The sequence below is a fragment of the Brevundimonas sp. UYEF29 genome (assembly GCF_040546195.1).
GTDB lineage: Bacteria > Pseudomonadota > Alphaproteobacteria > Caulobacterales > Caulobacteraceae > Brevundimonas > Brevundimonas huaxiensis.
In genome coordinates this window covers 302,550-326,957 of the sequence record NZ_JBEPNH010000001.1, presented here as the reverse complement: position 1 = coordinate 326,957, position 24,408 = coordinate 302,550, and the positions used below count along the sequence as shown (strand labels likewise).

25 protein-coding genes, 3 tRNA genes and 2 pseudogenes are annotated in these 24,408 nt (G+C 64.3%); 17 read left to right on the top strand and 13 right to left on the bottom strand.

Annotated features, from left to right (window positions below; genetic code table 11):
- The first annotated feature begins 42 nt into the window (after window positions 1–42).
- The 4 genes from rplM (at window position 43) to msrB (ending at window position 2,612) form a co-directional block, all read left to right on the top strand.
- On the top strand, window positions 43–519 hold the full coding sequence (gene rplM, locus ABIB58_RS01710) for a 50S ribosomal protein L13 (RefSeq protein WP_017503897.1): 477 nt from the start codon (window positions 43–45) through the stop codon (window positions 517–519).
- Between the two features lie 2 nt (window positions 520–521).
- The gene (rpsI, locus tag ABIB58_RS01705; RefSeq protein WP_017503896.1) at window positions 522–1,016 is read left to right on the top strand and encodes a 30S ribosomal protein S9; all 495 of its coding nucleotides are present in this window, start codon (window positions 522–524) and stop codon (window positions 1,014–1,016) included.
- A 102-nt stretch (window positions 1,017–1,118) separates the two neighbouring features.
- Complete coding sequence (gene argC, locus ABIB58_RS01700; RefSeq protein ID WP_185224124.1) at window positions 1,119–2,069, top strand: N-acetyl-gamma-glutamyl-phosphate reductase; 951 nt, start codon at window positions 1,119–1,121, stop codon at window positions 2,067–2,069.
- 39 nt (window positions 2,070–2,108) lie between these two features.
- Entirely contained in the window at window positions 2,109–2,612 is a 504-nt protein-coding gene (gene msrB / locus ABIB58_RS01695) for a peptide-methionine (R)-S-oxide reductase MsrB (protein ID WP_045811723.1), read from the top strand.
- On the opposite strand, the gene ABIB58_RS01690 is transcribed toward msrB, so the two are convergent.
- The gene (locus ABIB58_RS01690; RefSeq protein WP_045811722.1) at window positions 2,609–2,986 is read right to left on the bottom strand and encodes a hypothetical protein; all 378 of its coding nucleotides are present in this window, start codon (window positions 2,984–2,986) and stop codon (window positions 2,609–2,611) included. The two genes, msrB and ABIB58_RS01690, sit on opposite strands and share 4 nt — an antisense overlap.
- Entirely contained in the window at window positions 2,983–4,923 is a 1,941-nt protein-coding gene (gene phaC / locus ABIB58_RS01685) for a class I poly(R)-hydroxyalkanoic acid synthase (protein WP_156146848.1), read from the bottom strand. The genes ABIB58_RS01690 and phaC overlap by 4 nt, the downstream gene beginning before the upstream one ends.
- Window positions 4,924–5,031: 108 nt before the next feature.
- Between phaC and ABIB58_RS01680 the strand changes: the two genes are divergently transcribed.
- The 9 genes from ABIB58_RS01680 to trhO all read left to right on the top strand — a co-directional run bounded on the left by ABIB58_RS01680 (window position 5,032) and on the right by trhO (window position 10,311).
- A complete protein-coding gene (locus ABIB58_RS01680) occupies window positions 5,032–5,457 on the top strand; it encodes a hypothetical protein (RefSeq protein WP_197071091.1) in 426 nt (141 codons plus the stop codon).
- 39 nt (window positions 5,458–5,496) lie between these two features.
- Window positions 5,497–7,308 (top strand): single-stranded-DNA-specific exonuclease RecJ, encoded by a 1,812-nt coding sequence (gene recJ / locus ABIB58_RS01675; protein WP_045811720.1) that lies wholly within the window; start codon window positions 5,497–5,499, stop codon window positions 7,306–7,308.
- Window positions 7,309–7,386: 78 nt separating this feature from the next.
- Window positions 7,387–7,461: transfer RNA gene (locus ABIB58_RS01670), tRNA-Glu, on the top strand.
- A 218-nt stretch (window positions 7,462–7,679) separates the two neighbouring features.
- Window positions 7,680–8,219 (top strand): cold-shock protein, encoded by a 540-nt coding sequence (locus ABIB58_RS01665; RefSeq protein WP_045811719.1) that lies wholly within the window; start codon window positions 7,680–7,682, stop codon window positions 8,217–8,219.
- A gap of 21 nt (window positions 8,220–8,240) precedes the next feature.
- Window positions 8,241–8,720, top strand: coding sequence for a DUF192 domain-containing protein (locus tag ABIB58_RS01660; protein WP_052689615.1), 480 nt, complete (start codon window positions 8,241–8,243; stop codon window positions 8,718–8,720).
- A gap of 45 nt (window positions 8,721–8,765) precedes the next feature.
- Window positions 8,766–8,842: transfer RNA gene (locus ABIB58_RS01655), tRNA-Pro, on the top strand.
- Window positions 8,843–8,862: 20 nt separating this feature from the next.
- Complete coding sequence (locus tag ABIB58_RS01650) at window positions 8,863–9,225, top strand: ETC complex I subunit (RefSeq protein ID WP_082064508.1); 363 nt, start codon at window positions 8,863–8,865, stop codon at window positions 9,223–9,225.
- Window positions 9,226–9,244: 19 nt separating this feature from the next.
- Window positions 9,245–9,321, top strand: a tRNA-Arg gene (locus ABIB58_RS01645).
- A 27-nt stretch (window positions 9,322–9,348) separates the two neighbouring features.
- Window positions 9,349–10,311, top strand: a complete 963-nt coding sequence (gene trhO / locus ABIB58_RS01640; RefSeq protein WP_354038751.1) for an oxygen-dependent tRNA uridine(34) hydroxylase TrhO — start codon at window positions 9,349–9,351, stop codon at window positions 10,309–10,311.
- Window positions 10,312–10,318: 7 nt separating this feature from the next.
- On the opposite strand, the gene ABIB58_RS01635 is transcribed toward trhO, so the two are convergent.
- Genes ABIB58_RS01635 through ABIB58_RS01625 form a run of 3 tightly spaced genes read right to left on the bottom strand, consistent with a single transcriptional unit; the run spans window position 10,319 to window position 12,335 of the window.
- Window positions 10,319–11,125: a DUF1295 domain-containing protein gene (locus tag ABIB58_RS01635; protein ID WP_082064507.1), complete on the bottom strand. Its 807-nt coding sequence runs from the start codon at window positions 11,123–11,125 to the stop codon at window positions 10,319–10,321.
- A complete protein-coding gene (chrR, locus tag ABIB58_RS01630; protein ID WP_045811717.1) occupies window positions 11,122–11,760 on the bottom strand; it encodes a cadmium/peroxide/UV radiation responsive anti-sigma factor ChrR in 639 nt (212 codons plus the stop codon). Before chrR ends, ABIB58_RS01635 begins: the two co-directional genes overlap by 4 nt.
- Complete coding sequence (locus tag ABIB58_RS01625) at window positions 11,757–12,335, bottom strand: sigma-70 family RNA polymerase sigma factor (RefSeq protein WP_045811716.1); 579 nt, start codon at window positions 12,333–12,335, stop codon at window positions 11,757–11,759. The genes chrR and ABIB58_RS01625 overlap by 4 nt, the downstream gene beginning before the upstream one ends.
- 166 nt (window positions 12,336–12,501) lie before the next feature.
- Between ABIB58_RS01625 and ABIB58_RS01620 the strand changes: the two genes are divergently transcribed.
- Together ABIB58_RS01620 and ABIB58_RS01615 are read left to right on the top strand one after the other, a co-directional pair.
- On the top strand, window positions 12,502–13,839 hold the full coding sequence (locus ABIB58_RS01620) for an NAD(P)/FAD-dependent oxidoreductase (RefSeq protein ID WP_354038748.1): 1,338 nt from the start codon (window positions 12,502–12,504) through the stop codon (window positions 13,837–13,839).
- 32 nt (window positions 13,840–13,871) lie between these two features.
- The gene (locus tag ABIB58_RS01615) at window positions 13,872–14,594 is read left to right on the top strand and encodes a DUF1365 domain-containing protein (RefSeq protein ID WP_045811762.1); all 723 of its coding nucleotides are present in this window, start codon (window positions 13,872–13,874) and stop codon (window positions 14,592–14,594) included.
- Window positions 14,595–15,160: 566 nt separating this feature from the next.
- On the opposite strand, the gene ABIB58_RS01610 is transcribed toward ABIB58_RS01615, so the two are convergent.
- Window positions 15,161–15,673, bottom strand: coding sequence for an ArsR/SmtB family transcription factor (locus ABIB58_RS01610; protein WP_231576626.1), 513 nt, complete (start codon window positions 15,671–15,673; stop codon window positions 15,161–15,163).
- Between the two features lie 56 nt (window positions 15,674–15,729).
- Between ABIB58_RS01610 and ABIB58_RS01605 the strand changes: the two are divergent.
- Together ABIB58_RS01605 and ABIB58_RS01600 are read left to right on the top strand one after the other, a co-directional pair.
- Window positions 15,730–15,918, top strand: a pseudogene (locus ABIB58_RS01605) (MBL fold metallo-hydrolase); the annotation flags it as partial.
- 79 nt (window positions 15,919–15,997) lie between these two features.
- The gene (locus ABIB58_RS01600) at window positions 15,998–16,162 is read left to right on the top strand and encodes a methyltransferase family protein (RefSeq protein WP_231576625.1); all 165 of its coding nucleotides are present in this window, start codon (window positions 15,998–16,000) and stop codon (window positions 16,160–16,162) included.
- 418 nt (window positions 16,163–16,580) lie between these two features.
- On the opposite strand, the pseudogene exaC reads toward ABIB58_RS01600, so the two are convergent.
- The 7 genes and pseudogenes from exaC to ABIB58_RS01565 form a co-directional block, all read right to left on the bottom strand.
- Window positions 16,581–18,098 (bottom strand): annotated as a pseudogene (gene exaC / locus ABIB58_RS01595) (acetaldehyde dehydrogenase ExaC).
- A gap of 137 nt (window positions 18,099–18,235) precedes the next feature.
- A complete protein-coding gene (locus ABIB58_RS01590) occupies window positions 18,236–19,207 on the bottom strand; it encodes a helix-turn-helix domain-containing protein (RefSeq protein ID WP_045810857.1) in 972 nt (323 codons plus the stop codon).
- An 89-nt stretch (window positions 19,208–19,296) separates the two neighbouring features.
- Window positions 19,297–19,953 (bottom strand): OmpW/AlkL family protein, encoded by a 657-nt coding sequence (locus ABIB58_RS01585; RefSeq protein WP_045810883.1) that lies wholly within the window; start codon window positions 19,951–19,953, stop codon window positions 19,297–19,299.
- A 128-nt stretch (window positions 19,954–20,081) separates the two neighbouring features.
- Window positions 20,082–21,458 carry an oxygen-independent coproporphyrinogen III oxidase gene (hemN, locus tag ABIB58_RS01580; protein WP_045810856.1) on the bottom strand — a complete coding sequence of 459 codons (1,377 nt, stop codon included), beginning with the start codon at window positions 21,456–21,458 and terminating at the stop codon, window positions 20,082–20,084.
- Window positions 21,445–21,594, bottom strand: a complete 150-nt coding sequence (gene cydX / locus ABIB58_RS01575; protein ID WP_017504187.1) for a cytochrome bd-I oxidase subunit CydX — start codon at window positions 21,592–21,594, stop codon at window positions 21,445–21,447. The genes hemN and cydX overlap by 14 nt, the downstream gene beginning before the upstream one ends.
- 19 nt (window positions 21,595–21,613) lie before the next feature.
- Window positions 21,614–22,762, bottom strand: a complete 1,149-nt coding sequence (cydB, locus tag ABIB58_RS01570) for a cytochrome d ubiquinol oxidase subunit II (RefSeq protein ID WP_045810855.1) — start codon at window positions 22,760–22,762, stop codon at window positions 21,614–21,616.
- Window positions 22,763–22,786: 24 nt separating this feature from the next.
- Window positions 22,787–24,367, bottom strand: a complete 1,581-nt coding sequence (locus ABIB58_RS01565) for a cytochrome ubiquinol oxidase subunit I (protein ID WP_045810882.1) — start codon at window positions 24,365–24,367, stop codon at window positions 22,787–22,789.
- Between the last annotated feature and the right edge of the window lie 41 nt (window positions 24,368–24,408).

Genomic DNA, 24,408 nt, shown 5'->3' with positions numbered 1-24,408 from the left:
CCTCGGGGGCCGGACCCGATTTTCGTCTCCAGGAACCCCCTCATGCTGAAGAGCACTACGGCTTCGTTGAAGCCGGCCGAGGTCGAGAAGAAGTGGATCCACATCGACGCCGAAGGCGTCGTGGTGGGCCGCCTTGCGACCTTCATCGCCAACCGTCTGCGCGGCAAGCACCGCGGCGACTACACCCCGCACGTCGATTGCGGCGACTATGTCGTCGTCACCAACGTCGACAAGGTGGTGTTCACTGGCAAGAAGAACACCGACAAGATCTACTATCGCCACACCGGTCACCCGGGCGGCGTCAAGTCGACCACGCCTGAGAAGGTTCTGGGCGGCCGCTTCCCCGAACGCGTGCTTGAAAAGGCCGTCGAGCGCATGCTGCCCAAGGAAAGCCCCTTGGCCCGCAAGCAGATGACGCACCTGCGCCTGTTCGCCGGCGCCGCGCACGACCACGAAGCCCAGCAACCGGAAACGATCGACTTCAAGTCGGCGTCGCCCAAGAACACCCGGAGCGTCTGAGCATGACCGACGTGACCAACACCGAAACCGCCACCGGCTTCGACGCCCTGAAGGGCCTGAGCTCTTCGGTCGAGAACGACGCGCCCGTCTATGTCCAGAAGCTGGACGCCCAGGGCCGCGCCTATTCGACCGGCAAGCGCAAGAACGCCATCGCTCGCGTCTGGGTGAAGCCCGGCACCGGCAAGATCACCATCAACGGCAAGGACCAGGAGCAGTATTTCGCTCGTCCCGTGCTGCGCATGATGATCGCTCAGCCGCTGACCGTCTCGGATCGCGCCACGCAGTATGACGTGATCTGCACCGTCGAAGGTTCGGGCCTGTCGGGCCAGGCCGGCGCCATTCGTCACGGCCTGTCGCACGCCCTGACGCACTTCGAACCGGAACTGCGCAAGGTTCTGAAGCCGCATGGCTTCCTGACCCGCGACAGCCGCGTCGTCGAGCGCAAGAAGTACGGCCGCGCCAAAGCTCGCCGCAGCTTCCAGTTCTCGAAGCGCTGATCGCGTTTACGCGGTTTGGATTTGGGGCGCTTCGGGGAGACCCGGAGCGCCCTTTTTCTTGCGCCTTTGCTCCCTTAAGCGGAGAAGGAACGGGAGAGACAAATGACCCACACCATCTTCATCGACGGCGAGGCCGGCACCACGGGGCTGGAAATCCGCGAGCGGCTGGAAGCGCGCCCGGATTTGGAACTGCTGTTGCTGGGCGAGCGTCGTCGGGATGCGGATGCGCGGCGTGAGGCCCTGAACGGCGCTGACGCGGTGATCCTGTGTCTGCCCGACGATGCGGCGCGGGAAGCCGTGTCCATGATCGAGAACCCGTCGGTCAAGGTGATCGACGCCTCGACCGCCTATCGCGTCGCGCCAGGCTGGGCCTATGGCTTTGCTGAAATGGATGCCGGGCAGCGTGCGTTGATCGCGCGCTCTCAGTTCGTTTCGAACCCCGGCTGTTATCCCACGGGTTTCATTGCCTTGGTGCGGCCGCTGGTGAAGGCGGGTCTGGTGCCCGCCAACTATCCGGTCACGGTCAATGCGGTGTCGGGCTATTCCGGCGGCGGCAAGGCCATGATCGCCGCGTTCGAGGCGGCCGCAAAAGACAGCGGGGGCGCCGCGACCGCCTATCGCGCCTATGGTCTGACGCTGAGGCACAAGCATGTGCCTGAAATGACAAAACACACAGGTCTGAGCCGAGACGTGCTGTTCACGCCGGCGGTCGGAAACTATCGCCAAGGCATGCTGGTCGAGGTTCCGCTGCATCTGGGGGCCCTGCCGGAAACCCCTTCTGTCGAACGGCTGCACGGCGCCTTGGTCGAGGCCTATGACGGCCAGCGGTTCGTCGAGGTCGCCGACCTGGAGGAGACCGAGGCCATGACCGGCATCGCGCCCGAAGGCCTGAACGGCACCAATCGCCTGCGTCTGCATGTCTTCGGCGATCGCAACGGCGAGCAGGCGCGGCTGGTCGCTTTGCTCGACAACCTGGGCAAGGGTGCGTCGGGCGCGGCGGTGCAGAACCTGAACATCATGCTGGGCCTGGATGAAGCGACCGGTCTGATCTGAGGTCTGAAACCATTCGGCGGCGTGCGTCGTATCAGGGACATGACCCAGTCCCTGATTCTGAATCGCCGGGGCCTTCTGATGAGCGCCGGCGCGCTCGCCCTGTCCGCCTGTTCGCCTGAGACGTCCGAAGCCGGGGAGGGGCAATATGCAGCCTCGCCCTATCGTCGGGTGTCCGATGCGGATTGGCGACGACGCTTGGGCGACGCCTCCTGGCGCGTCATGCGGCACGAGGGGACGGAGCGTCCCTATTCCAGCCCGCTGAACGATCAGCACGCTCGCGGGACCTTCGTCTGCAAGGGCTGCGATCTGCCGCTGTTCCGATCGCAGTGGAAGTTCGATTCCCACACCGGCTGGCCCAGCTTCTATGACGTGATCGCCGCCAATGTCGGCAAGAAGCGTGACCTGGCCATCGGCATTCCACGCACCGAATATCATTGCGCCCGCTGCCTGGGACACCAAGGGCATGTGTTCGACGATGGTCCGCGTCCGACGGGGCTACGCTACTGCAACAACGGCGTGGCGCTGAAGTTCGTCTCGGCCTAGGCGCGAAGGGCGCGCACGGCTGAATCGACGGTCAGGCCGAAGATGACCGAGGCGATGATCACCAGCAGACCATAGTCGTGACCGGCGAAGAAAACGGGCGCGCAGGCCATGGCGATGACGATCAATGGAAACAGTCCGGCCCAGACCGCCGTGCCCGGCGTGCTGACGTGGATCAGCGGCTGAGCGACCGGACGTTTCATCGCGCGCGCCATTCGTTCGTTGAGCAGAACGAAGGCGGCCGCGCAGATGACGGCCGAGATCACATATTTGACCGTGTTGCCCGGTTCTCCGAACAGGCTGGCTGTCATGATCAGCAGGATCAAGGCGACGCCTGTGCTGACGGCGAGCAGGGCGTTGGGTTCGAGACGGTTCAAGACTTCACTTTCACATAGCTGCCCGGCGCCGGCTCGATGGGCTTGAGCGGGCCCATGGCCGGGTCGCGGGCGGGGATTTGCTTCCCGGATCGCGCGCCGAGCCAGGCCGACCAATGCTCCCACCAGCTGCCGGGATGTTCGATGGCTTCCGCCTGCCATTCGGCCAAGGTCGCGGGAAGGGCAGGGTTGGTCCAGTGCTGATACTTCTTTGCGGCCGGGGCGTTGATGACGCCGGCGATATGACCTGACCCGGCCAGGGTGAAGGTCACATCCTTGCCGCCAAACAGCTTGGCGGACCGATAGACGGAGTTCATCGGCGCGATGTGATCCTCGCGGCTGGCCTGGAAATAGAGCGGGATCTCGACCTTCGACAGGTCCGCCGTCAGGCCGCCGATCTCGAACTGCCCCTTGGCCAAGGCATTGGCTCCATACATCTGACGCAGATAGTCGAGATGCAGGGTCTTGGGCATGCGGGTCTGATCGGCGTTCCAGAACAGCAGGTCGAAGGCGGGCGGATCCTTGCCCAGCAAATAGTTGCTGATGAAGAAGGACCAGATCAGGTCGTTGGACCGCAGGGCGTTGAACGTTTCGGCCATGGCTGCGCCCGGCAGGACGCCGCCCGCCGCATCCATCTGACGCTCGATCTCGGCGATCCAGTGTTCGTCGGTGAACAGCAGCAGGTCGCCGGCCTCGGCGAAGTCATGCTGAGCGGCGAAGAAGGTAGCGGCGGCGATGCGCTTGTCGCCCTTGGCCGCCATATGGGCCAGGCCAGCGCCAAGCAGGGTGCCGCCGATGCAATAGCCCACGGCGTTCAGTTGCTTGGTTTCCGCCTGCTCCAGCGTTTTCTCGACCGCGCGATAGATGCCCTTTTCCAGATAGTCGTCGAAGCCGAAGCCAGCCTTGTCCCTGTCCGGATTGACCCAGGAACAGACGAAGACCGTAAAGCCCTGAGCCGACAGCCAGCGGATCAGCGAGTTCGCCGGCTGCAGGTCCATGATGTAGAATTTGTTGATCCAGGGCGGGAAGATCAGCAGCGGGATTTCGTGCTGGCTCTCAGTTAAGGGTGCGTACTGGATCAGTTCGAACAACTCGTCGCGCCTGACGACCTGGCCCGGCGCGGTGGCGACGTTCTCGCCAACGACGAACTTGCCATAGTCGGCCTGACTGATGCGCAGCGATCCCCCGCCACGTTCCAGATCGGCGGCGAAGTTCTGCATGCCCTTCACCAGTGATTCGCCGCTGGTCTCCGCCAAGGCTTTCAGCGCGACGGGGTTGGAGGCCAGGAAGTTCGACGGCGAAAAGGCGTCGGTCAGCAGGCGGGTGAAGAACTGGGCGCGACGTTTGAGCGTCGGATCGACGTCCTCGACCCCGGCGATCAGGCCGTTCATCCAGTCTGATGTCAGCAGATAGGATCGCCGCATCATGTCGAACATCGGGTTTTCGGACCAGGCCGGGTCCTTGAACCGCTTGTCGACCGGTGCGGGATCGGGCGCCTCGCCGGCCGCCTGACGCGCCGTCGATGACCAGAGCTGCATATAGCGGCCAAACAGGTCAGCCTGTGCCTGAATCATCTTGTCGGGCTGGGCGGCTAGGCTGGTCATGACTGACGTCATGGCCGGCGCGACGTTGAAGGGATCGGCGGAAAGGGCGGCCGGCCGATCGGCCTGGGTCAGCGCCGCCTCGGCGATCGCGCTTTGGGCCATCATGGCCGCCTTGGCCAGATTCATCGACAGGGTTTCGATCAACTCGGCCTGGTTGGGCGTCGCTGCGGTCGGTTCAGGAGTCGGTTCGGAATGGGCTTCGGCGGCCGCTTCCCGCGTTTCGGCAGTTTTCGATTTGGGCTGGCGAGGCGGGCGGGGCTTGGCGGACGTCGGACGTCCGGCCTTGCGTGCGGGGCGGTCGGGGGCGTCTGTCGGCGTTCTGGGAGTCTTGGCCATGATCGTCCTTCGCGCTTCCTGCGCCAGAGGGCGGTTCATCCGCCCTTCCGCGCACCGCGATGATGGCATAAGACCATCAAGGAAATGAACGCGTCGCACTCGAAAAAGATGATCCTGATCGCCGCAGCCGCGATCGCGACGCCATTGAGCGGCTGTGTCGGCGCATCCGCCTCCAAGACGGAGGCTGTCTCGCCGCTTGCGCCACGTATCCAGGAACTGGTCGACGCCAATCGGCGCTATCCGCGCTGGGAGGACTTTCCGGCAGCGCCGACCGATCTGCCGCCGGTCACTCAGGTCGCGTCGAATGTGCAGCGTCTCCAAGGCGACAGCGCGACGCTGACCAGCGAGATCGCACGAATCGACTGGACGCTCGGCGACGCCGAGGCGCTCGCCGCCGAAACACGCGCGGCCGTGAACGCCGTTCCGGTGTCGCCCGACGCCGTCCGAACCCAGGCGGATATCGAGGCCTTCGCCCAAAGTCTGCGTGACAGGGCCAAGGCTCCACCGCCGCTCGACCGTCGCCCGACGCGATGACCGGTCGCGCGGGAGGCAGAATCCCGCGATAATGTGCTGATGGCAGACGACGGCGGCGCAAAGACACTGAACGCATTCCTCGGCGTGTCTCGATCCCTGTCCGGGCGCGCCTGGCGTCAACGTCCGGCCGATGCCGCAACCACGCGCGCGCACATGCAGACCCTGAATCTGGAAGAGCTGCTGGCCCGAGCGCTGGCCTCGCGGGGTGTTCGCGCAGACCAGGGCCAAGATTTCCTCACCCCGACCCTGCGCGCCCTGTTTCCCGATCCTTCAAGCTTCATGGACATGGATACGGCCGCCGATGCGATCCTGAACGCATTACAGGCCAAGGCGAACATTCATGTGTTCGCCGACTATGACGTGGACGGGGCCTCCAGCGCGGCGCTGCTGGTGCGTTGGTTTCGGGCGATGGGCCATCCGCTTCCGATCTATGTTCCGGACCGGATGACTGAAGGGTACGGCCCCAGCGCCAGGGCCTTCGACACGCTGAAGGCGTCGGGCGCGGACCTGGTCATTACGGTGGATTGCGGGGCGGCGGCGAACGAAGCCCTGGCCCATGCGGCCGCCATCGCCCTGAACGTTGTCGTGATCGATCACCACCTGATGCGCAGCGAGCCGCCGACGGCGTTGGCGGTCGTCAACCCGAACCGGCCGGGCTGCAATTCGGGTCAGGGAAATCTGGCGGCGGCGGGCGTCGTGTTCGTGCTTCTGGCGGCGCTGAACCGGGAGGGGCGGCGTCGGGGCCTGTTCGCCGAGAGGATCGAGCCGGACATTCGTCAGTGGCTGGATCTGGCGGCCCTAGGCGCCATCTGCGACGTGACCGGGCTAACCGGCTTCAATCGCGCGCTGACCGGCCTTGGTCTGAAGGTCATGAGCGACTGGCGCAATCCGGGTCTGCGCGCGCTGTTGGCGGCGGCCGGCGCCGAACCGGGACCGGCCAAGAGCAATCATGCCGGTTTCATCCTGGGACCGCGCATCAATGCGGGAGGACGCATCGGTCGCTCCGACCTCGGCGCGCGGTTGTTGTCGACGGATGATCCGGCCGAGGCCGAGGCCCTGGCGATCGAGCTCGATGCCCTGAACGTGTCACGGCGCGATGTCGAGCGAGCCGTCACCGACGCCGCCGTTCGTCGAGTCGAGGCGACCGGCGCCCATGCCGACGAGAGCGCCGTCGTCGTGGTCGCGGGCGAGGACTGGCATCCGGGCGTCGTCGGGATCGTCGCCGGCCGTTTGCGCGAGCGCTGGCGCAAGCCGGTGATCGTCATTGGCGTCGATCCCGTCACCGGTCTCGGGAAGGGCTCGGGCCGGTCACAGCCAGGCATGAACCTGGGACGCGCGATCCAGGCGGCATGGGAGAGCGGGATCCTGCTCGCTGGCGGCGGTCATGCCATGGCGGCAGGCCTGACGATGGACGGTGCGCGCGTGTCCGAGCTGACCGTCTTCCTGAACGAGAGACTCGCCACCGAAAGGGTCGAAGCTGTCGCACAGGACGTGCTTGAGATCGACGCCCTGATCGACCCTGCGGCGGCGACGCGCGATCTGTTCGAATCGTTCGAGCGTCTGGCCCCATTCGGCCCTGCCAACCCGGAACCCAGCTTCGCCCTAAGCGGGGTTCAAGCCCGCGAACCCGTCGCCATGAATGGCGGTCACGTGCGGTGCCGGCTGGTCGGCCCGGATGGCGCGTCGGTCAAGGCCATCGCCTGGCGCTGCGCCGATCTGCCGACGGGCCAGGCCTTGCTGTCGGGGCAGGGCGGGCTGAGTGTCGTGGGCCGGCTGAAGGCTGACGACTGGAATGGCCGCAAGGGCGTGCAGTTCGAGATCGAGGATGTCGCCGATCCTCGAATGATCTGACGACCTCTCCAAAAAACTGAAAATCCACGCTTGCACCGCCCCGAGGGCGCGGCTATATCGCCGGCTCTCCCGCGCAGCGGTCCCTTCGTCTATCGGTTAGGACGTCAGGTTTTCAACCTGAAAAGAGGGGTTCGATTCCCCTAGGGACTGCCACGCGGGCAGGACTATGGTTGAGCCTTTTGAGGCTCCCGCCAAACAGCCTAAACAAAATTGCAGACGAAACAGGCGCTCATTCGCCGGCATCCGTAACGCGCGTTTGCACTCCCACACGCAAGCTTCTGCATAGACGCGCCTTTTCCGCTTTTCAAAATTTCGCGGAACGGTGTTAAATATAAAACGAGTCCGCTGGAGGCGCGGGCGGGGGTTTTTAAGTGTCTGACTTTAGAGAGACGGAAACGGCGCAGACCGTTCGCGTCACTGGGCGCGTGAAGTGGTTCGACGCCGTCAAGGGCTATGGGTTCATCGTCCCTGACGATCCGACCCTGACCGAAACAAGAGACGTCCTGCTGCATATCAGCAGCCTGCGCGATCTCGGCCGTGACGCGGCCGATGAAGGCGCGACCATCACCTGCGACTGCGTCAAGCGCGCCAAGGGTTGGCAGACGATCGAGATCCATGACCTGGGCGAGGGCGAAGCGACGCCGGCCGTGCGTCGACCTGTGACTTCGCCGCCGCCGCGGCCGGTCGCCGAAAGTGACGAACAGCTGGAGACCGCCCTGGTCAAATGGTTCAATCGCACCAAGGGCTACGGATTCGTCGTGCGTGATCGCGAGCCGGGCGATATCTTCGTCCACATCGAAACCCTACGTCGCTGCGGCCTGGATGATCTGATTCCGGGCGATGCGGTGCGGGTGCGATTCGCCAACGGGCCCAAGGGTCTGGTGGTGGCGGACATCAGAACGGGCGACTGATCCAGCGCTCAGGAGAGGCGTATGATCAAGGCGACGAGACGTTTTGCGATGGCCGGGCTTATTATGCTCGCGCTTGCCGGATGCGCGGCCAAGGCGCCGGTCGGTCCCAATGGCGAGCCGCTGCAAAAGTTGGCCGTCGTGACCACGTCGGGCGAGCATCAGTTCTGGGTCGAGATCGCGGACGAAGAGCCCGAACGTCAACGGGGGCTGATGTTCCGTCCACCGCTGGAGGCCGACCGCGGCATGCTGTTCCAATGGCCGGGAGAAGCGCCGCGCGAGCAAAGCTTCTGGATGCGCAACACGCCGAGTTCGCTGGACATTCTGTATATCGATCCGCAGGGCCGGATCGTCTCCATCGCTTCGCACGCCACGCCGTTCTCCGAGGCGCCGATACCTTCCAATGGCGCCGCCAACGGCGTCCTGGAACTGCGGGCAGGGCGGGCGGCCGAAATCAACGCCAAGCCCGGCGACAAAGTTTTACATCCTTATTTCAAGCCTTGATTGCGGATCGCGTCGCGAAGTGCCAATAGAGCGCTCCGTTCGGTCCGGGGTGTAGCGCAGCCTGGTAGCGCATCTGGTTTGGGACCAGAGGGTCGGAGGTTCGAATCCTCTCGCCCCGACCAACGGAAGGCCGCTGGATCATATGTCCGGCGCGCGTTATGGCAGGGTCACAGACCACGCCGTCACTGAGGATTTCGCCATGTTGGCTCGCATCTACCGCCCGGCCAAAACTGCGATGCAGTCGGGCAAGGCCAAGAGCCGCGACTGGCGGCTGGAATTCGAACCCGCGTCGGCGCGCACCATCGATCCGCTAATGGGCTGGACCAGCTCCACCGACATGAACGGCCAGGTTCGGCTGAGCTTCGAATCGAAGGAAGAAGCGATCGAATACGCCGAACGTCATGGCATCGCCTTCCGCTTGCACGAGCCGAACGATCCGCCAGTGATCATCAAGGCCTATGCCGACAATTTCGCTACCAACCGCAAGCAGTCCTGGACGCACTGACGTCTAACGTCTTGCCAGAGCGCCCATAGCTCAACCGGATAGAGCACCCGCCTTCTAAGCGGGATGTTGCAGGTTCGAGTCCTGCTGGGCGCGCCATCTCCGGCGCCTTCGAGGGGCTGATCCATGACCGAGCATCAGGCCTCGTCCAGCCAAGCCGTCCTTGTCGCCGCGCTCTACCGGTTCGCGCCGGTTGCCGACCCCGACCCCGACGCCGTACGCAAGACGCTTCAGGCGGTCTGCGACGCTAGGCAGGTGAGGGGGACCCTGCTTGTCGCGCCGGAAGGTCTGAACGGCACCATCGCCGGATCAGAGGCGGCCATCGCAGCGGTGCTGTCCGCGATCCATGCCATGCGAGGCTTCGAGACGCTCGAACTCAAATACGCCTGGACCGACGCCCTGCCTTTCCACCGGATGAAGGTGCGCGTCAAACGCGAGATCGTCACCATGGGACAGCCGGATCTGGACCCTGCGAACCAGGCGGGCGTCTACGTTGCGCCCACGGACTGGAACGCCCTGATCGCCGATCCCGAGACCTTGGTAATCGATACGCGCAACGACTATGAGGGCGAGATCGGCGCGTTCGAACGGGCCGTCCAGCCGAATACTCGAAGCTTTCGCGATTTCCCAGACTGGTTTCGCAGCGAAGGTCGCGCCCTGATTGAGCAGACCGGCGCCAAGCGCGTGGCCATGTACTGCACCGGCGGCATTCGCTGCGAAAAATCGACCGCCTTCCTGAAGGCCGAGGGCGTGGAGAACGTCCACCATCTGGAAGGCGGCATCCTTCGGTATCTTGAGACTGTAGGCGAGGATCAGAGCCTATGGCGTGGAGAGTGTTTCGTCTTTGACGAACGCGTCTCGGTCGGGCACGGCCTGAGGCAAGGTCCCCACACCTTGTGCCGGGGATGTCGTCTGCCCGTGGATGAGGCCGGTCGGGCTTCGCCGCACTATATCGAAGGCGTGTGCTGCGAGCGCTGTCACGACGCCCGCGACGCGGTCCAGCGGCAGCGATATGCCGAGCGGCACAGGCAGATGCAGATAGCCCGCGAGCGGGGCGAAACGCATCTGGGGTCAGCTCAGAAAGACTAATATCGCCTCATCGCCGGGGCGGGCGAGGGAAGAACGCGCTGGTGCGGGCGGCATAGGCCTCGAACGCCTTGGGTCGCGACTGTCGCATATGCTCTTCCAGCAAGGGCACGCCGGACACCTTGGTCAAAAGCCAGTACATATACGCTGGCCCTGTCAGCGCCAGCCAACCCCAAGGCCATTCACCGCTCAGATTGATGGCGAACACAGGCCAGGCGCACCAACTCACCCATTCGAAAAAGTAGTTTGGGTGGCGTGACCAGGCCCACAGACCGATATCGCAGACTCCGCCCCTGTTGGCCGGATTACGTTTAAAGGCCGCCAGTTGGCGATCGGAAACAGCTTCGCCAATCAGGGCTCCGACAAAGATTAGTGTCGCTAAGACATCCTGGAGCGTCAGGCCCGGCGCTGGGTTGCGCGCCGCCGCCATCACGCTTAGCGCCAGGAAGGCTGCGGCTCCGGCTTGCAACATGAGGAAGCCGAACATCTTCACCTGAAAACCGGCGCCCCAGTCCTCTCGCAGACGCGCGTAGCGAGCGTCTTCGCGCTCCTCGTGGGCGGCGCGAACAGCGATGTGAGATCCTAGCCGCAAGCCCCAAAGGCCAATCAGCAGCGCTGCGAGATACTGGCGCAACGACGGAGTGGCGCCGTCGATCGGAAACAGCGCGACGCCGACGCCGGCTGCTCCCAGTCCGAGCGACCAGAAGGCGTCCGCCCAACCGCCCTGACCGGTTCGTTTCTGAACCAGCCAGGCCGTAGACATGACAACAACGAGAAATAGGGCCGCGACACCCCAAATGGTCGCAAGAGCCGTCACAGGCGAACGAAGGGCTGGATCAGCTTGCCGACCCACCCATCCAGCTGAATCTGACCGTCAAGCGCGACGACGCACAGACACGGCTCGTCCGACACGACACGGGGTTGATGCAGCACCTCCGGATCCGCCTCTTCAAAGTCCCCCACATCGAACCGCTCGGTTTCGGTCGCATAGGCGCCGGAGATGACGCAGGTCAGCTCGACGCCGCCATGCGTGTGTTTTGGCGTCTCACGACCCGATTCGATCTTCAGAAGAATGACACGGCAATCCCCATCCCGCGGCGCATGGACATCGCGCACGCGCATGCCGGGCCCGACCCAGCGCCATGGACCCAGCGCATAGCGTCGCAGCGGCTCGGGCAGCTCGGGCATGTCGTTCAGGGGCGCGCTGTGTCTGGCCTTGCCGGCATCCGTCTCGATCCGCGCCATCGCCAAGGCGAGCGCATCATTCGACAAGGGGGAGGGGAGCGTCTCGTTTAAGAACTCGCCGCCGACCGACTGCAGGTCGCGCACCCAGGCGTCATTGGCCGGCCGCATCGCCAGATGGGCCGCCATCACCACAGCCTCGGGCGGGCTGAGCGTGCCGGCCGCATAGGCCAGCAAACGTTCTTCGGAGGGATTGCGCTGAGGTTTCATCGCGCAGCCTCCTCGGACGGCGCGAGGATCATACGAAGCTTGGTCATGGCGTTACGAATACGGGATTTGACGGTGCCGAGCGGCAGGCCGAGATGTTTGGCGATCTCGGAATGAGAGTTGTCCATGAAGAAGGCCAAACGCAGGACCTCGACGTGGTCAGCGCTGAGCCGGGCCAGAGCGTCGCGCACGCGGTCCGCGTCTTGCGACATCGACAGCAGTTCATCGGGTCGGCGAACGTCGTCCCCCGCCAGCTCGATTTCGGGCGTCGGCAGGGGACGCGCGTCACGACGAAGCATGTCCAGCCGACGGTTGCGAGCGATGGTGAAAATCCACGTGGCGGCGCGCGCCTTGGACGAATCAAACAGATCGGCTTTGCGCCACACGGTCAGCATGGCGTCCTGCGCGAAGTCCTCGGCCGCGCCAGGCGTCGCGCCCGACTTGATCAGCCAGGCCTTCAGCCGCGGCGCGAAATAGGCGAAGAGCGCAGCGAACGCGTCACGATCGCGTCTCAGGGCGATCTGTTCGATCAGCCGATCATGCAGCAGCGGATCAGGCAAGCTGTCGAGCGCCTTCATGCGGTTTGACCGACATGGCGTTGATGCGAAGGATAACGGCTCGGCATGCATGAACACTAATACGCTCAGCGGAAATGTCTGGATCAATCGCGATCCGAACATGACGGCGACCCGTAATCCGTTCATGCCCTAGCGATTGCGCTGCGGCGTATCTTTCGGAGTTTTCATGCCCCTGTCGTCCGCGACGCCCTCTGCCGAACGTCAAAAGATCGCTGTGGTCGGATCTGGCGTCGCCGCTCTGTCTTCGGCCTGGCTTCTGTCGAAACGCCATGACGTGACGCTTTACGAAAAGGGCGACCGGCTGGGCGGGCATTCCAATACAGTTATGGCCGGCGTGCCTTCTGGCGACATCGCCGTCGACACCGGCTTCATCTGCTTTAACGACGCGACCTATCCCAATCTTATAGCCCTGTTCGAGCATTTGGGGATCGCGACACGGGCGACGGATATGTCCTTCGCCGTCTCCCTGGATGATGGGCGGTTCGAATATGCCGCGCCGGGCCTATTTGCTCAGCGTCGCAACGCCCTGCGTCCTCGCTTCTGGTCCATGCTGAGCGAAATTCTGCGCTTCTATCGCGAGGCGCCAAAGGATTTGGCTGCGATGTCTGATTCTTCGCTGACGCTCGGCGACTATTTGAAGCGCGAAGGGTTCAGCGAGGCGTTCCGCGACGATCACCTGCTGCCCATGGCCGCCGCGATCTGGTCATCGCCGGCGCACACGCTGATGGACTATCCGGCCGAGTCCTTCATCCGTTTCTGCGGCAATCACGGTCTGCTGAAACTGGTGGGACGCCCGCTGTGGCGCACTGTCGAGGGTGGCAGCCGCGTCTATGTCGAACATCTCGCTCGCGCCATCCAGGACATTCGGCTGGACCATGGCGTCACTGCGGTGCGGCGCAGCGACCAGGGCGTCTTCGTTCACGACAGCCAAGGCGGGATCGAGCGCTACGACCAAGTTGTGATCGGGTCCCATGCCGACCAGGCTCTGGCGATGCTGGCCGAACCGACGGCGCAGGAGAAGGCGCTGCTCGGCGCTTTCCGGTACAGCCGAAATCTGACCGTCCTGCATACCGACGCCGGCCTGATGCCGCATCGTCGTCGCGCCTGGGCCAGCTGGAACTATATTGGCGCGGACGACGGCCTTTGCGTCACTTATTGGATGAACCGCCTGCAAGGCCTGCCGGGCGACGATCTGTTCGTGACGCTCAATCCACCGCGTCCACCGCGCGCCGACACGATTTTACGCAGCGAACTGTACGAGCACCCCATCTTCGATCCTGCGGCCATAAAGGCGCAAAAGCAGTTGTGGAGCCTGCAAGGGCAGGGGGGCGTCTGGTTCTGCGGGGCCCATTTCGGCGCCGGCTTCCACGAGGATGGCCTGCAATCCGGCCTCGCCGTCGCCGAGCAACTCGGCGGCGTACGTCGCCCTTGGTCTGTCGCCAACGAAAGCGGTCGCATTCATTTGACGACGCCGGCGAGCGCTCAGCTGGAACGTGCCGCGTGATATTCAGCTCGGCCCTTTATCGCGGCCGGGTCATGCACCGACGCCTTCGCCCCAAGACCCATAGGCTGAACTATCGCGTCTTCTGGCTTCTGCTTGACCTGTCGGAAATCGATGATGTGGACGCGCGCCTGCGCCTGTTTTCGCGCAATCGGTTCAATCTCTTGTCCTTCCACGACAAGGATTACGGAGACGGTTCTGGCGCTCTGCGTCCTCAGGTGGATGCGTGGATGGCTCAAGCCGGCATCGATCTCGCAGGCGGACCTGTCCGCCTGTTAACCATGCCGCGCGTCCTTGGATACGTCTTCAACCCGATCAGCATTTACTATTGCCATTGGCCGAACGGACGGTTGGCCGCCATGGTGTACGAGGTGACCAGCACCTTCGGCATCCGCCACGCCTATGTCATTCCGATCCCGATCGAGGATCGGGCCGCAGGCGTCATTCGTCAGGGCGCGGCCAAGGCGCTCTATGTGTCGCCATTCATGGGCATGGAGATGGATTACCAGTTCCGTGGCCATACGCCGGGCGATCGCCTGGACATGACCATCGATGGGCTAGATGCCGAAGGCGTGCTGATCACGGCCGCTATGGCGGCCAAGCGGGAACGCCTGGAGGATCGCAACATCGCCGCTGCGACAGCAGCAATCCCGCTGATGACGTTCAAGGTGGTCGCGGCGATCCATTGGGAGGCGCTGAAGCTATGGCTCAAGGGTGTTGGTCTGACACAGCAGCCCAAACGGCAGACACGCCAGTGAGTGTCCAACACCAAGCTCAGGAAAGCCGTTTGCGGCCTTGAGCAGCGCACTCATATTATCGCCTAAGATATATTATCGGCAGAAAACACCAGTTCCTCTCCGTTGCATAGCTGAAGCCTGTCAGAGCTCAAAACGCCGCTGCGCAGCTTTCAAAGCCGGAGAACGGGTTCGAGGAACCCGTCGGCAAGGTTGGACTGGACTTGGGTCTGGACGCCTCGGACCAGTTCGACGCGGTCGAGCGGGCCTGGCGTGTTCATTGCGGCGATGGCACCCGACGCACCCCCGTCGAATATCGACGCAGTACGCCGCCGACGCCCTGGTACGACGCCGTCCAGTGCGACGACACCGCGGCAGGCTCCGACGCTTCCGACGCGGCGCTCGCGCTCCCGCTCGGGGCCGCTGTGCTGACTGCAGTCGCGCAACCTTTCAGTTCTCCTCCTTGCAGATGCCATCCGCCGGAGAAGATCAACCTCCCAGAAGGTGAGCTTTCTGCCGTTTCAATTTCACGCCCTCTGCGTCAGCCCAGCGCAAGAAGCAGTCGTTCACTCTGCGCCGAAAACACGACTTCAATATGCTTCGATCAATTGCCTTATCTGGCGCCCGACCAAGCCACTTTCCGACCCAGCACGAGAACGCTGGGCACCCAGTTGAGTGGCCGTGCTGCCGTCGTTGGGCATCTGCTGCACAGTTGAGTTTTCAGTCATCGACGTGCAACGGCGGTGATGCGTGCGAATTGCGCCGTGTCGCCGCGCGCCGACCGCCTTCGCATCGCCGCAGAAGATTTCGTAGAGCATGCCCATAACGGCCTGGGCCCGATCGTCGGCGATCGAATAGAAGATCGAGCGGGACTGACGGCGGGTCTTGACCAGGCCATACTGGCGCAGCTCAGCCAGTTGTTGGGATAGCGCCGGCTGCTTGATGCCGAGGTCCGCCTCGAGCTGGCCCACCGAGCGCTCCTCTTCGGCGATATGACACAGGATCAGCAGCCGGTTTGCATTGGCCAGCTGGCGCAACAGCTCGGCGGCCTCGGGCGCTTTCTCCTTCAACCGCTCCATGGCGGCGGCCTGGTCGTCGGTCATGGGCGGCGCTCGCGATAGTATAAGGGCGCGTCGCCCTCGCCGTCGGCGATGGCCGCATCGCCGACGCCGTATTCCCCGGCGACACCATGTTCATGCCCGACTACGGCACGGCGCGCTGCGACTTCCCGGGCGGCGACGCCCGGACCCTGTACCGCTCGATCCATCGCCTGACCTCTTTGCCGGACGAGGCGCGGGTCTTCCTGTGTCACGATTACAAGGCGCCCCCGGGCCGGACCGAGTTTGCCTGCTCCGGCGCTATTTCCCGGCGCCTCTGCCGTCGGCGGCCTGCTTGTCGCGCTCGCCCTTGGCCTTGATCTTTGGGCCATGCTCGAGATGCGGCGGCGGCGGGCCAACATCCTGCCGCACAGGGCCGCGACCGCCTTGGTCACGACCGGCCCCTTCGCCTGGAGCCGTAACCCGATCTATCTCGCCAACGGCCTGCTGCTGCTCGGCCTCGGCGGCCTGTCGACAACGCCTGGTTCTTCGTAGCCACCGCCATCGCCGCCTTCGCCACCGACCGCGTCGCCATCCGGCGCGAGGAACGACACTTGGCGGCCCTCTTCGGCGCGGCGTGGTCCGCCTACGCTATCAGTGTGAGCCGCTGGTTTGGGCGTCGAGTGCGGTCGTGATCACACGACGGCAGGCTCTGTATTAGCGCAATCCGAAGGCAGACCTTTTAAAGCTCCGCTTTGAGTCAGGCAAAGTCATTTGTGATGTCGCAGATGCGCCAAGAGCGGTGATTGCCTCAAAGCTCAAAAGCTGACGTTCAGCGGCTCAAAACCGTCCCCTGTGCAGGCTGCTCGCAGCAGCGCCACCGTGATCAGTTGCAGGCCCGTCCAGCTGAGCGGCTAATGATAGGAACCGTACGCAGGATGGCCAATCCTAGATCGGCCATCCTGCGCCTAGATCAGAAGAAGCCCAACTTGTCGGGGCTGTAGCTGAGAAGAAGGTTCTTGGTCTGTTGATAGTGGTCCAGCATCATGCGGTGGTTCTCCCGACCGATACCCGACTTCTTGTAGCCGCCGAAGGCCGCATGGGCCGGATATTGGTGGTAGCAGTTGGTCCAGACGCGGCCTGCCTGGATGGCGCGACCGGCGCGGTAGGCGGTGTTCATGTCGCGCGACCACACCCCGGCGCCCAGGCCATATTCGGTGTCGTTGGCGATTTCCATGGCCTCTTCAAAAGTCTTGAAGGTTGTGACCGCCAGGACCGGACCGAAGATCTCCTCCTGGAAGATCCGCATGTCGTTGGTGCCTTTGAACACGGTGGGCTTAACGTAATAGCCGCCGGCCAGATCGTCCTTGAGCGCGGCCTGATCGCCGCCGGTCAGGACCTCGGCGCCCTCCTCCCCGCCCAGCTTTAGATAGCCGAGAATTTTCTTCAGCTGCTAGTCCGAGGCCTGGGCGCCGACCATGGTGGCCGGGTCCAGAGGGTCGCCTTGGACGATGGATTCCACCCGCGCGATCGCCTTCTCGATGAAGGCCTCATAGATGTCCTCATGGATCAGAGCGCGGCTGGGGCAGGTGCAGACCTCGCCCTGATTGAGCGCGAACATGGCGAAGCCTTCCAGTGCCTTGTCCAGATAGGCGTCGTCATGATCCATCACGTCCTTGAAGAAGATGTTCGGCGACTTACCGCCGAGTTCCAGCGTCACCGGGATCAGATTCTGGGTCGCATACTGCATGATCTTCTGACCGACGGCGGTCGAGCCGGTGAAGGCGATCTTGGCGATGCGCGGATTGGTGGCCAGGGGTTCGCCCACCTCGGCCCCCGTGCCCGAAACGATATTCAGCACGCCGGCCGGCAGCAAATCCTGGATCAGCTCGATCACCACGAGGATGGACGCCGGGGTCTGCTCCGCCGGCTTCAGCACGATGCAGTTGCCCGCCGCCAGGGCCGGAGCGATCTTCCAGGCCGCCATCAGGATGGGGAAGTTCCAGGGGATGATCTGCCCCACCACGCCCAGCGGTTCATGGAAATGATAGGCGACCGTGTCGTGGTCCAGTTCCGAAATCCCGCCTTCCTGCGCCCGGATGCAGCCGGCGAAATAGCGGAAATGGTCGATGGCCAGGGGGATGTCGGCGGCCATGGTCTCACGCACCGGCTTGCCGTTGTCCCAGGTCTCCGCCTCTGCGACGGCCTGAAGATTGGCTTCAATCCGGTCGGCGATCTTGTTCAGGATGACGGCGCGTTCGGCGACGCTGGTTCGCCCCCAGGCGTCCTTGGCGGCGTGTGCGGCGTCCAGGGCCAGTTCGACGTCGGCCGCGTCCGATCGCGCGACCTCGCACAGGACGCGGCCGTTCACCGGGGAGGTGTTCTCGAAATATCGGCCGTTGACGGGCGGGATCCACTGTCCGCCGATGAAGTTGTCGTAGCGCGCCTTGAACTTGGGGGTCGCGGCGCGGCTGAACTCGGGCTTGGTCATGATGGCCTCCTGCGTTGTCCTCTGGCGTCCATTGTCGACGTCGTTGGATCAGAAGGTCGTCCGGCGGAGAGCACGACGCCAGAGGACGCTGCCATTCTGCGGCGCACACCTGTCGCAGAACTGCGACAGATTGCTTGCTAAGGTGCGTTAGAGAGGCCGAGCCTGTGCAGCTTGCGGTGCAGGGTCGCGCGGCTGACCCCGAGAGCGCGCGCGGCCGCCGAGACATTGCCACCGCTCAAGGCTAGCGCGCGACGCACCGCGCCGCGTTCGGCGTTCAGAAGATCGGCTTCTACTGCGCCGACGCCCAGCACCTCCGACGCCGCCAGCTGGTTCGCGATCCGGTCGTCGGTGATCGCGAGCGCGAGGCGTGCGGCGCGCGTCGCTCCGACCACCAGATCGTCCTGATCAACCGCCAGCAGGGCCGCCGTGTTTCGTCCGGCCGCATCGTCGGTCAGCACGATGCGCGCGTGGGGAAAAGCGTGCCGGAAGGTTTGCGCCTCGATCGCTCTCGCAGCGTCCGCCACCGCCGCCGCGATCAAGCCCAATACGCCCTGCGTCGCATCGGCCCGGCACGACGAGACATCCAACAAGCCCGCCAGCCGCCCTGTCGGTCCGTAGATGGGTTGGCTGGTGCAACTCAGCGCCGTGTTACGGGTGTGAAAATGCTGATCGCGATGGATGGTCAGCGGCCGACGCTCGGCCAAAGCCGTGCCGATGCCGTTTGTACCCTCAACCGCCTCAGACCAGACCGCGCCGGGCCACAAGCCCCAGCGGCGGAAGATCTCATCATCCGCCGCTGCGCCTCGCCGTTCCAAGGTCACCCCTTCAGCGTTGGTGAGAAGAACACAGCATCCGGTATCGCCGACGGCCAGGAACAGGCGGTCAAGCGAGTCCTGAGCCGCCCTTGTCATTGGCTCTAGGGCGTCACGGGCTTCGCGCAACTCCTGGTCTGTCAGGGTGTTCGGCCGGCCTTCATCCTCGGGATCGAGCCCATAAAGCGACATCGATCGTCGCCATGACGCCGCCAGGGCCGAACGCGCCTCACCGCCGGCGGCGTCCAGCGCCTGTTTGATCAGCTTGCCGTGGCCGTTTCCCGTTTGCGCGACCATTGATTTTCCCTGGCGCTCTTTCGGAAAAAGAGCGCCGCATCGGCGTTCCAGTCAATGGGACAAAGGTCGCTGACCCGTAGAGGCTTCGGCTAGAACTTGCGGCTGACGCCCAACGACAAGACCCACGGATCGAGGTTCACGCTGGACTTCAGGGCGCCGTCGTTGATCTTGGCGTCGGTTTCGAACCAGACCTTCTTGACGTCGAGATTCAGGCTCCAGGGCCCCTGAATCCCGACATCCGCGCCCGCTTGAAGCGCGTAGCCGAAACCGTCGTCCAGATCGACGGTGAAGCCGTTCTTGTCCTTGCCGCTGTAGAACAGCATGTAGTTCACGCCCGCACCGAAATAGGGGCTTAAGCTCCCTTGGCTCAGCGGGCGGTACTGCAGGGTGACCACCGGCGGCAGGACCCAGGTCTCATGCACGGCCACATCCGGCGCGCCGCCCTGGGCGCGGATTTCGTGCCGCGTCGTGCCCAGGATCGCCTCGACCGCGAAGTGATCGGTCAGGAAGTAGGTGAAGCCCAGGGTTGGCATGACGCTGTCGCCCACATCCACCTTCAGGCCGGTGTCCGCGCCCGCCGCCGTGATGATGGCGTCATCGGCCTGGGAGAAGACGTCGGTGACGCGCCCGCTCACCAGGAAGTCGCCCTTCTTGGGCGTCTCCCAGGCGACGGATGTCTGAGCAAAGGCCGGCGCCGCGCAGGCGGTGAAGGCGGCAGCGGCGAGCAGCAGGGTCTTGGTCTTCATCTTCTGATCCCCGACGCCATGGCCGCGTCGTGCGGCCTTTGTCAGGCGTCTGAGCGGGGTGTGCGCCCCGGTGGACGCCTCAGCCTTGATCCAGCGCAAATCGTTCAGCGGGTGGACAATCTGTCCACTCACACCACCCGCGCATGCCTTTGCTGGAGAGCCGCCGCATTGGGATCGAAGGCGGCGCAAACCGCCCGGACGAAGGGGCGGCCCAGGTCGGTCACCGCCACCACCGTCCCGTCGATCCGCACCAGACCGTCGTTGACGAAGCGCTCCAACAGGGACAAGGCGCCGGCGACGTCCGACAGGTCTCGACCGCGACGTCGAACGATGGGCGCCAGATCAACGACGAAATCGCACATCAGCCGCTCGATAATCTGGCTGACGAACACGTCGCGTTCCGTCAGGGCGACGCCTCGGGCGACCGGCAGATCGCCGGCCTCGACCGCGCGGCGCCAGTCGCGTTCCTGTGCGTGGTTCTGAACATAGCCTCTGGGCGTGCGGCTGATCGACGAGGCGCCCAGGCCGATCAGCACCTCTGCGGCGTCGGTGGTATAGCCCTGGAAGTTGCGATGCAGCCGTCCGGCCCGGTCCGCCGCGGCCAACCCGTCGTGCGGCAGGGCGAAATGATCCAGTCCGATCGCCTGCCATCCCTTCCCTACCAGATAGCGCGCCGCCGCCTGGCTCTGAGCGAAGCGCGCTTCGGCGTCCGGCAGTTCGGCGTCATTGATCAACCGCTGATGCGGTTTCATCCACGGCACATGGGCATAGCCGAACAGGGCGATCCGCTCCGGCCTCAGCGTCGTGACCTGGCCCAGGGTGGTGATGACGTTCTCGACGGCTTGAAGCGGCAGGCCGTACATCAGATCCAGGTTGAGGGAGGTCACGCCCTGCCCGCGCAAGGCTTCGGCCGCCCAGCGGATGGTCTCGAAACCTTCGGGCCGGTTGACCGCCGCCTGCACGCGCGGCGACAGGTCTTGCACCCCCAGACTGGCGCGGCTCAGGCCGATGTGGCCCGCCGCCTCGACCCACTCCTGCGTCAGGACTTCGGGGTCCAACTCGGCGGCGATCTCGAAACAGTCGCCTAGGTCGAACCGCGCGGACAGACCGGCGAATAGTCGTTCCAGATCGTCCGGCGACAGCATGTTCGGGGTGCCGCCGCCCAGATGGATCGAGCCGACACGGACCGGCCGGCCGATCCGGGCCAGGACCAAATCCGCCTCACGCAATAGCAGATCGATATAGCTGGAAATGACGCACGCCCGGTTCACCGCCCGGGTGTTGCAGCCGCAGTACCAGCACAGCCGCTTGCAGAACGGCAGGTGGAGATACAGCGAGACCGGCCGATCGGAGGGCAGGCACCCCAGCCAGTCGGCCCATTCGCCGGGTCCGACAGCGGGCGTGAACTGTGCCGCCGTCGGATAGGAGGTATAGCGCGGCGCATTGGCGTCATAGCGCGCGATCAGGTCGCGAACGGACGCGCGCGAGGGGCTAGAGGGGGACATCGCCCTCTTTCGATGCGTCGGGCGTGGACAGGCCGGCGTCGCCTTCGTCAAAGAGATGGAACTCGTGCCACAGGCCGTTCAGCACGCCGAAGCCGACGGCCAGGCCAAGCCCCAGGATCCAGGAAAAATACCACATGGTTCTGTGCTCCTAAGGGTCAGTACAGGTCGGGATTGGTCTTGAGTGCAGCGGTCGAGGTCCGGCCCCAAAGCACGCGATAGACCCAGGCGGTGTAGAGCAGCACCAGAGGCAGGAAGATCAGCGTGCAAATCAGCATGATGAATAGGGTCAGATGGCTGGATGACGCGTTCCAAACTGTCAGGCTGGACTGCGGATTGACCGAGCTGGGCAGGATGAAGGGGAACATCGACAGGCCGACGGTGGAAATGATGCCCACGGCCGACAGTGACGATCCGCCGAACGCCAGCGTCGCGGACCGCCGCCACATCCCGACCAGACCGACCAGCGCGCCCAGGAAGCCCAAGGCCGGTGCGATAAGCATCCACGGATAGCGGCCGTAGTTATCCAGCCAGGCGCCGGGCGCGGCCTGGACCGTCGTTCGCAGTGGGTTGGAAAAGCCGTTGACGTCCAGCGCGCCGGTGATCCGGTAGCCCAGGCCGCCGTAAGCGACATACAGTCCGCCGACCGCGAACAGAACCAGGGCCAACACAGCGGCGACCGTGCCGAACAGGCGCGCCCGCTCCATAACAGGGCTGGGCTCCGCCTTGACCGACAGCCAGGCCGCGCCGTGCAGCACCAGCATGGCTGCCGACAACAGGCCGGCGATCAGGCTGAAAGGGGTGAACAGGCCGAGCAGCGTGCCGTCGTAGAAGGACCGCAGATCGCCATCCAGATGGAAGGGCGCGCCCAAAAGGACGTTCCCCACCGCCACCCCGAACACCAGGGCCGGGACGAAACCGCCGATGAACAGGCACCAGTCCCAGAACGACCGCCACTTCGGCGACGCCCGCTTCGACCGATATTTGAACGACACCGGCCGCAGGATCAGCGCGGACAGCACCAGGAACATGGCCAGGTAGAAGCCCGAGAAGCTGACGGCGTAGACGAACGGCCAGGCGGCGAAGATGGCGCCGCCGCCCAGGATGAACCACACCTGGTTGCCTTCCCAAGTGGCGCCGACGGTGTTGATCACCATGCGGCGCTCCTCGTCGGTCTTGGCGACGAAGGGCAGAAGGGCGCCGACACCCAGGTCGAAACCGTCGGTCAGGGCGAAGGCGATAAAAAGCACGCCCAGCAGCCCCCACCAGATCAGGCGAAGCGTGGCGAAGTCGAGGGGAAGATCCATTGTCGGATGTCCTAAGGTCTTGGGTCAGGCCACGGCGGGCGCGGGAAAGCGCTCGGTCGGCGCTTCGGGGCTGGGTTCGCCGAACGTCTCCTGTTCGTGGAACGGCCCCTTCTTGATGGCGAACAGCATCAGCCGCACCTCGACCACCGCCAGCGCGCCGTACAGCAGGGTGAAGCCGACGATCGTGGCCCACAGCTGCGGCACGGTCAGGGACGAGGCGCCCAGGAAGGTGGGCAGCACGCCCTCCACCGCCCAAGGCTGGCGGCCGAACTCGGCCAATATCCAACCGAACTCGATGGCGATCCACGGCAGCGGGATGGCCAGGACGGCTAACCGCAGGAACCACTTCGTATGATGCTTGCGCAGGGTGCACAGCACGAAGGCCGTCCCGAATAGGGCGATCATGAACATTCCGATGCCCGCCATGATGCGGAAGCTCCAGAACAGGGCCGGGACGTTCGGCACCGTCTCCCATGCGGTCCGCTGGATCAGCGCCGGCGTGGCCTGGCGGGGATCGGCGACGTGGCGCTTCAACAGCAGGCCGTAGCCCAGGTCGCGGCGATGGGTCTCGAACACGCCGCGCGCGACGGGATCGGCCGGGTCAGCCTTGACCTTCTCCAGCGCATCATAGGCGATGACGCCGGATTCGATGCGGTCCTCAGCCGTGGCGACCAGCTCGAAGATGCCTTCGACAGGCTTGTCGATGGTGCGGGTCGCGATCAGCCCCATGATCCACGGCACGTGAACGCCGAAATGGGTCTCGCGGTCCTTCATCGAAGGAATGCCGATCAGCGTCAGGCCAGCGGGCGCAGGCTCGGTGCGCCACATGGCCTCCAGAGCGGCGAGCTTCATCTTTTGGTTGTCGGTCAGATTATAGCCGGACTGGTCGCCCAGCACGACGACCGACAAGGACGAGGCCAGGCCGAAGGCCGCCGCCACCGTCATCGACCGCTTGGCGAAGCCAACGTGCTTGCCACGCAGCAGATAGAATGCCGAAACGCCCAGCACGAAGACCGAGGCGCAGACGTAACCGGCGCTGACGGTGTGGACGAACTTGGCCTGGGCCACCGGGTTGAACACCACGGCCATGAAGTCCGTGACCTCCATCCGCATGGTGTCGGGATTGAAGGCGGCGCCGACCGGGTTCTGCATCCAGCCGTTGGCGATCAGGATCCACAGAGCCGAAAGATTGGTGCCCAGCGCGACCATGAATGTGACGAACAGGTGGGCATGCGGCTTCAGCTTGTCCCAGCCGAAGAACATCAGGCCGACGAAGGTCGCTTCCAAGAAGAAGGCCATCAGCCCTTCAATGGCCAGGGGCGCCCCGAAGATGTCGCCGACATAGTGGCTGTAATAGCTCCAGTTCATTCCGAACTGGAATTCCATGGTGATGCCGGTCGCGACGCCCAGCACGAAGTTGATGCCGAACAGCACGCCCCAGAACCGGGTGATCGTCCGCCAGATGGGCCGGCGGGTCATCACATAGATCGACTCCATGATGACCAGCATGAACGACAGCCCCAGCGTCAGGGGCACGAACAGGAAGTGGTAAAGGGCCGTCAGCGCGAACTGCAGCCGGGACAGGTCGACGACCGCGAGGTCGATCATGGCGATGCTCCGAGGAATCGGTCTGCTGGACCGACGTT

Coding starts and splice junctions, on each gene's coding strand:
- rplM (WP_017503897.1), top strand. CDS start 43: ATGCTGAAGAGCACTACGGCTTCGTTGAAGCCGGCCGAGGTCGAGAAG.
- rpsI (WP_017503896.1), top strand. CDS start 522: ATGACCGACGTGACCAACACCGAAACCGCCACCGGCTTCGACGCCCTG.
- argC (WP_185224124.1), top strand. CDS start 1,119: ATGACCCACACCATCTTCATCGACGGCGAGGCCGGCACCACGGGGCTG.
- msrB (WP_045811723.1), top strand. CDS start 2,109: ATGACCCAGTCCCTGATTCTGAATCGCCGGGGCCTTCTGATGAGCGCC.
- phaC (WP_156146848.1), bottom strand. CDS start 4,923: ATGGCCAAGACTCCCAGAACGCCGACAGACGCCCCCGACCGCCCCGCA.
- ABIB58_RS01680 (WP_197071091.1), top strand. CDS start 5,032: ATGATCCTGATCGCCGCAGCCGCGATCGCGACGCCATTGAGCGGCTGT.
- recJ (WP_045811720.1), top strand. CDS start 5,497: ATGGCAGACGACGGCGGCGCAAAGACACTGAACGCATTCCTCGGCGTG.
- ABIB58_RS01660 (WP_052689615.1), top strand. CDS start 8,241: ATGATCAAGGCGACGAGACGTTTTGCGATGGCCGGGCTTATTATGCTC.
- ABIB58_RS01650 (WP_082064508.1), top strand. CDS start 8,863: ATGTCCGGCGCGCGTTATGGCAGGGTCACAGACCACGCCGTCACTGAG.
- trhO (WP_354038751.1), top strand. CDS start 9,349: ATGACCGAGCATCAGGCCTCGTCCAGCCAAGCCGTCCTTGTCGCCGCG.
- chrR (WP_045811717.1), bottom strand. CDS start 11,760: ATGAAACCTCAGCGCAATCCCTCCGAAGAACGTTTGCTGGCCTATGCG.
- ABIB58_RS01625 (WP_045811716.1), bottom strand. CDS start 12,335: ATGAAGGCGCTCGACAGCTTGCCTGATCCGCTGCTGCATGATCGGCTG.
- ABIB58_RS01620 (WP_354038748.1), top strand. CDS start 12,502: ATGCCCCTGTCGTCCGCGACGCCCTCTGCCGAACGTCAAAAGATCGCT.
- ABIB58_RS01615 (WP_045811762.1), top strand. CDS start 13,872: ATGCACCGACGCCTTCGCCCCAAGACCCATAGGCTGAACTATCGCGTC.
- ABIB58_RS01610 (WP_231576626.1), bottom strand. CDS start 15,673: ATGACCGACGACCAGGCCGCCGCCATGGAGCGGTTGAAGGAGAAAGCG.
- ABIB58_RS01600 (WP_231576625.1), top strand. CDS start 15,998: ATGCTCGAGATGCGGCGGCGGCGGGCCAACATCCTGCCGCACAGGGCC.
- ABIB58_RS01590 (WP_045810857.1), bottom strand. CDS start 19,207: ATGGTCGCGCAAACGGGAAACGGCCACGGCAAGCTGATCAAACAGGCG.
- ABIB58_RS01585 (WP_045810883.1), bottom strand. CDS start 19,953: ATGAAGACCAAGACCCTGCTGCTCGCCGCTGCCGCCTTCACCGCCTGC.
- hemN (WP_045810856.1), bottom strand. CDS start 21,458: ATGTCCCCCTCTAGCCCCTCGCGCGCGTCCGTTCGCGACCTGATCGCG.
- cydX (WP_017504187.1), bottom strand. CDS start 21,594: ATGTGGTATTTTTCCTGGATCCTGGGGCTTGGCCTGGCCGTCGGCTTC.
- cydB (WP_045810855.1), bottom strand. CDS start 22,762: ATGGATCTTCCCCTCGACTTCGCCACGCTTCGCCTGATCTGGTGGGGG.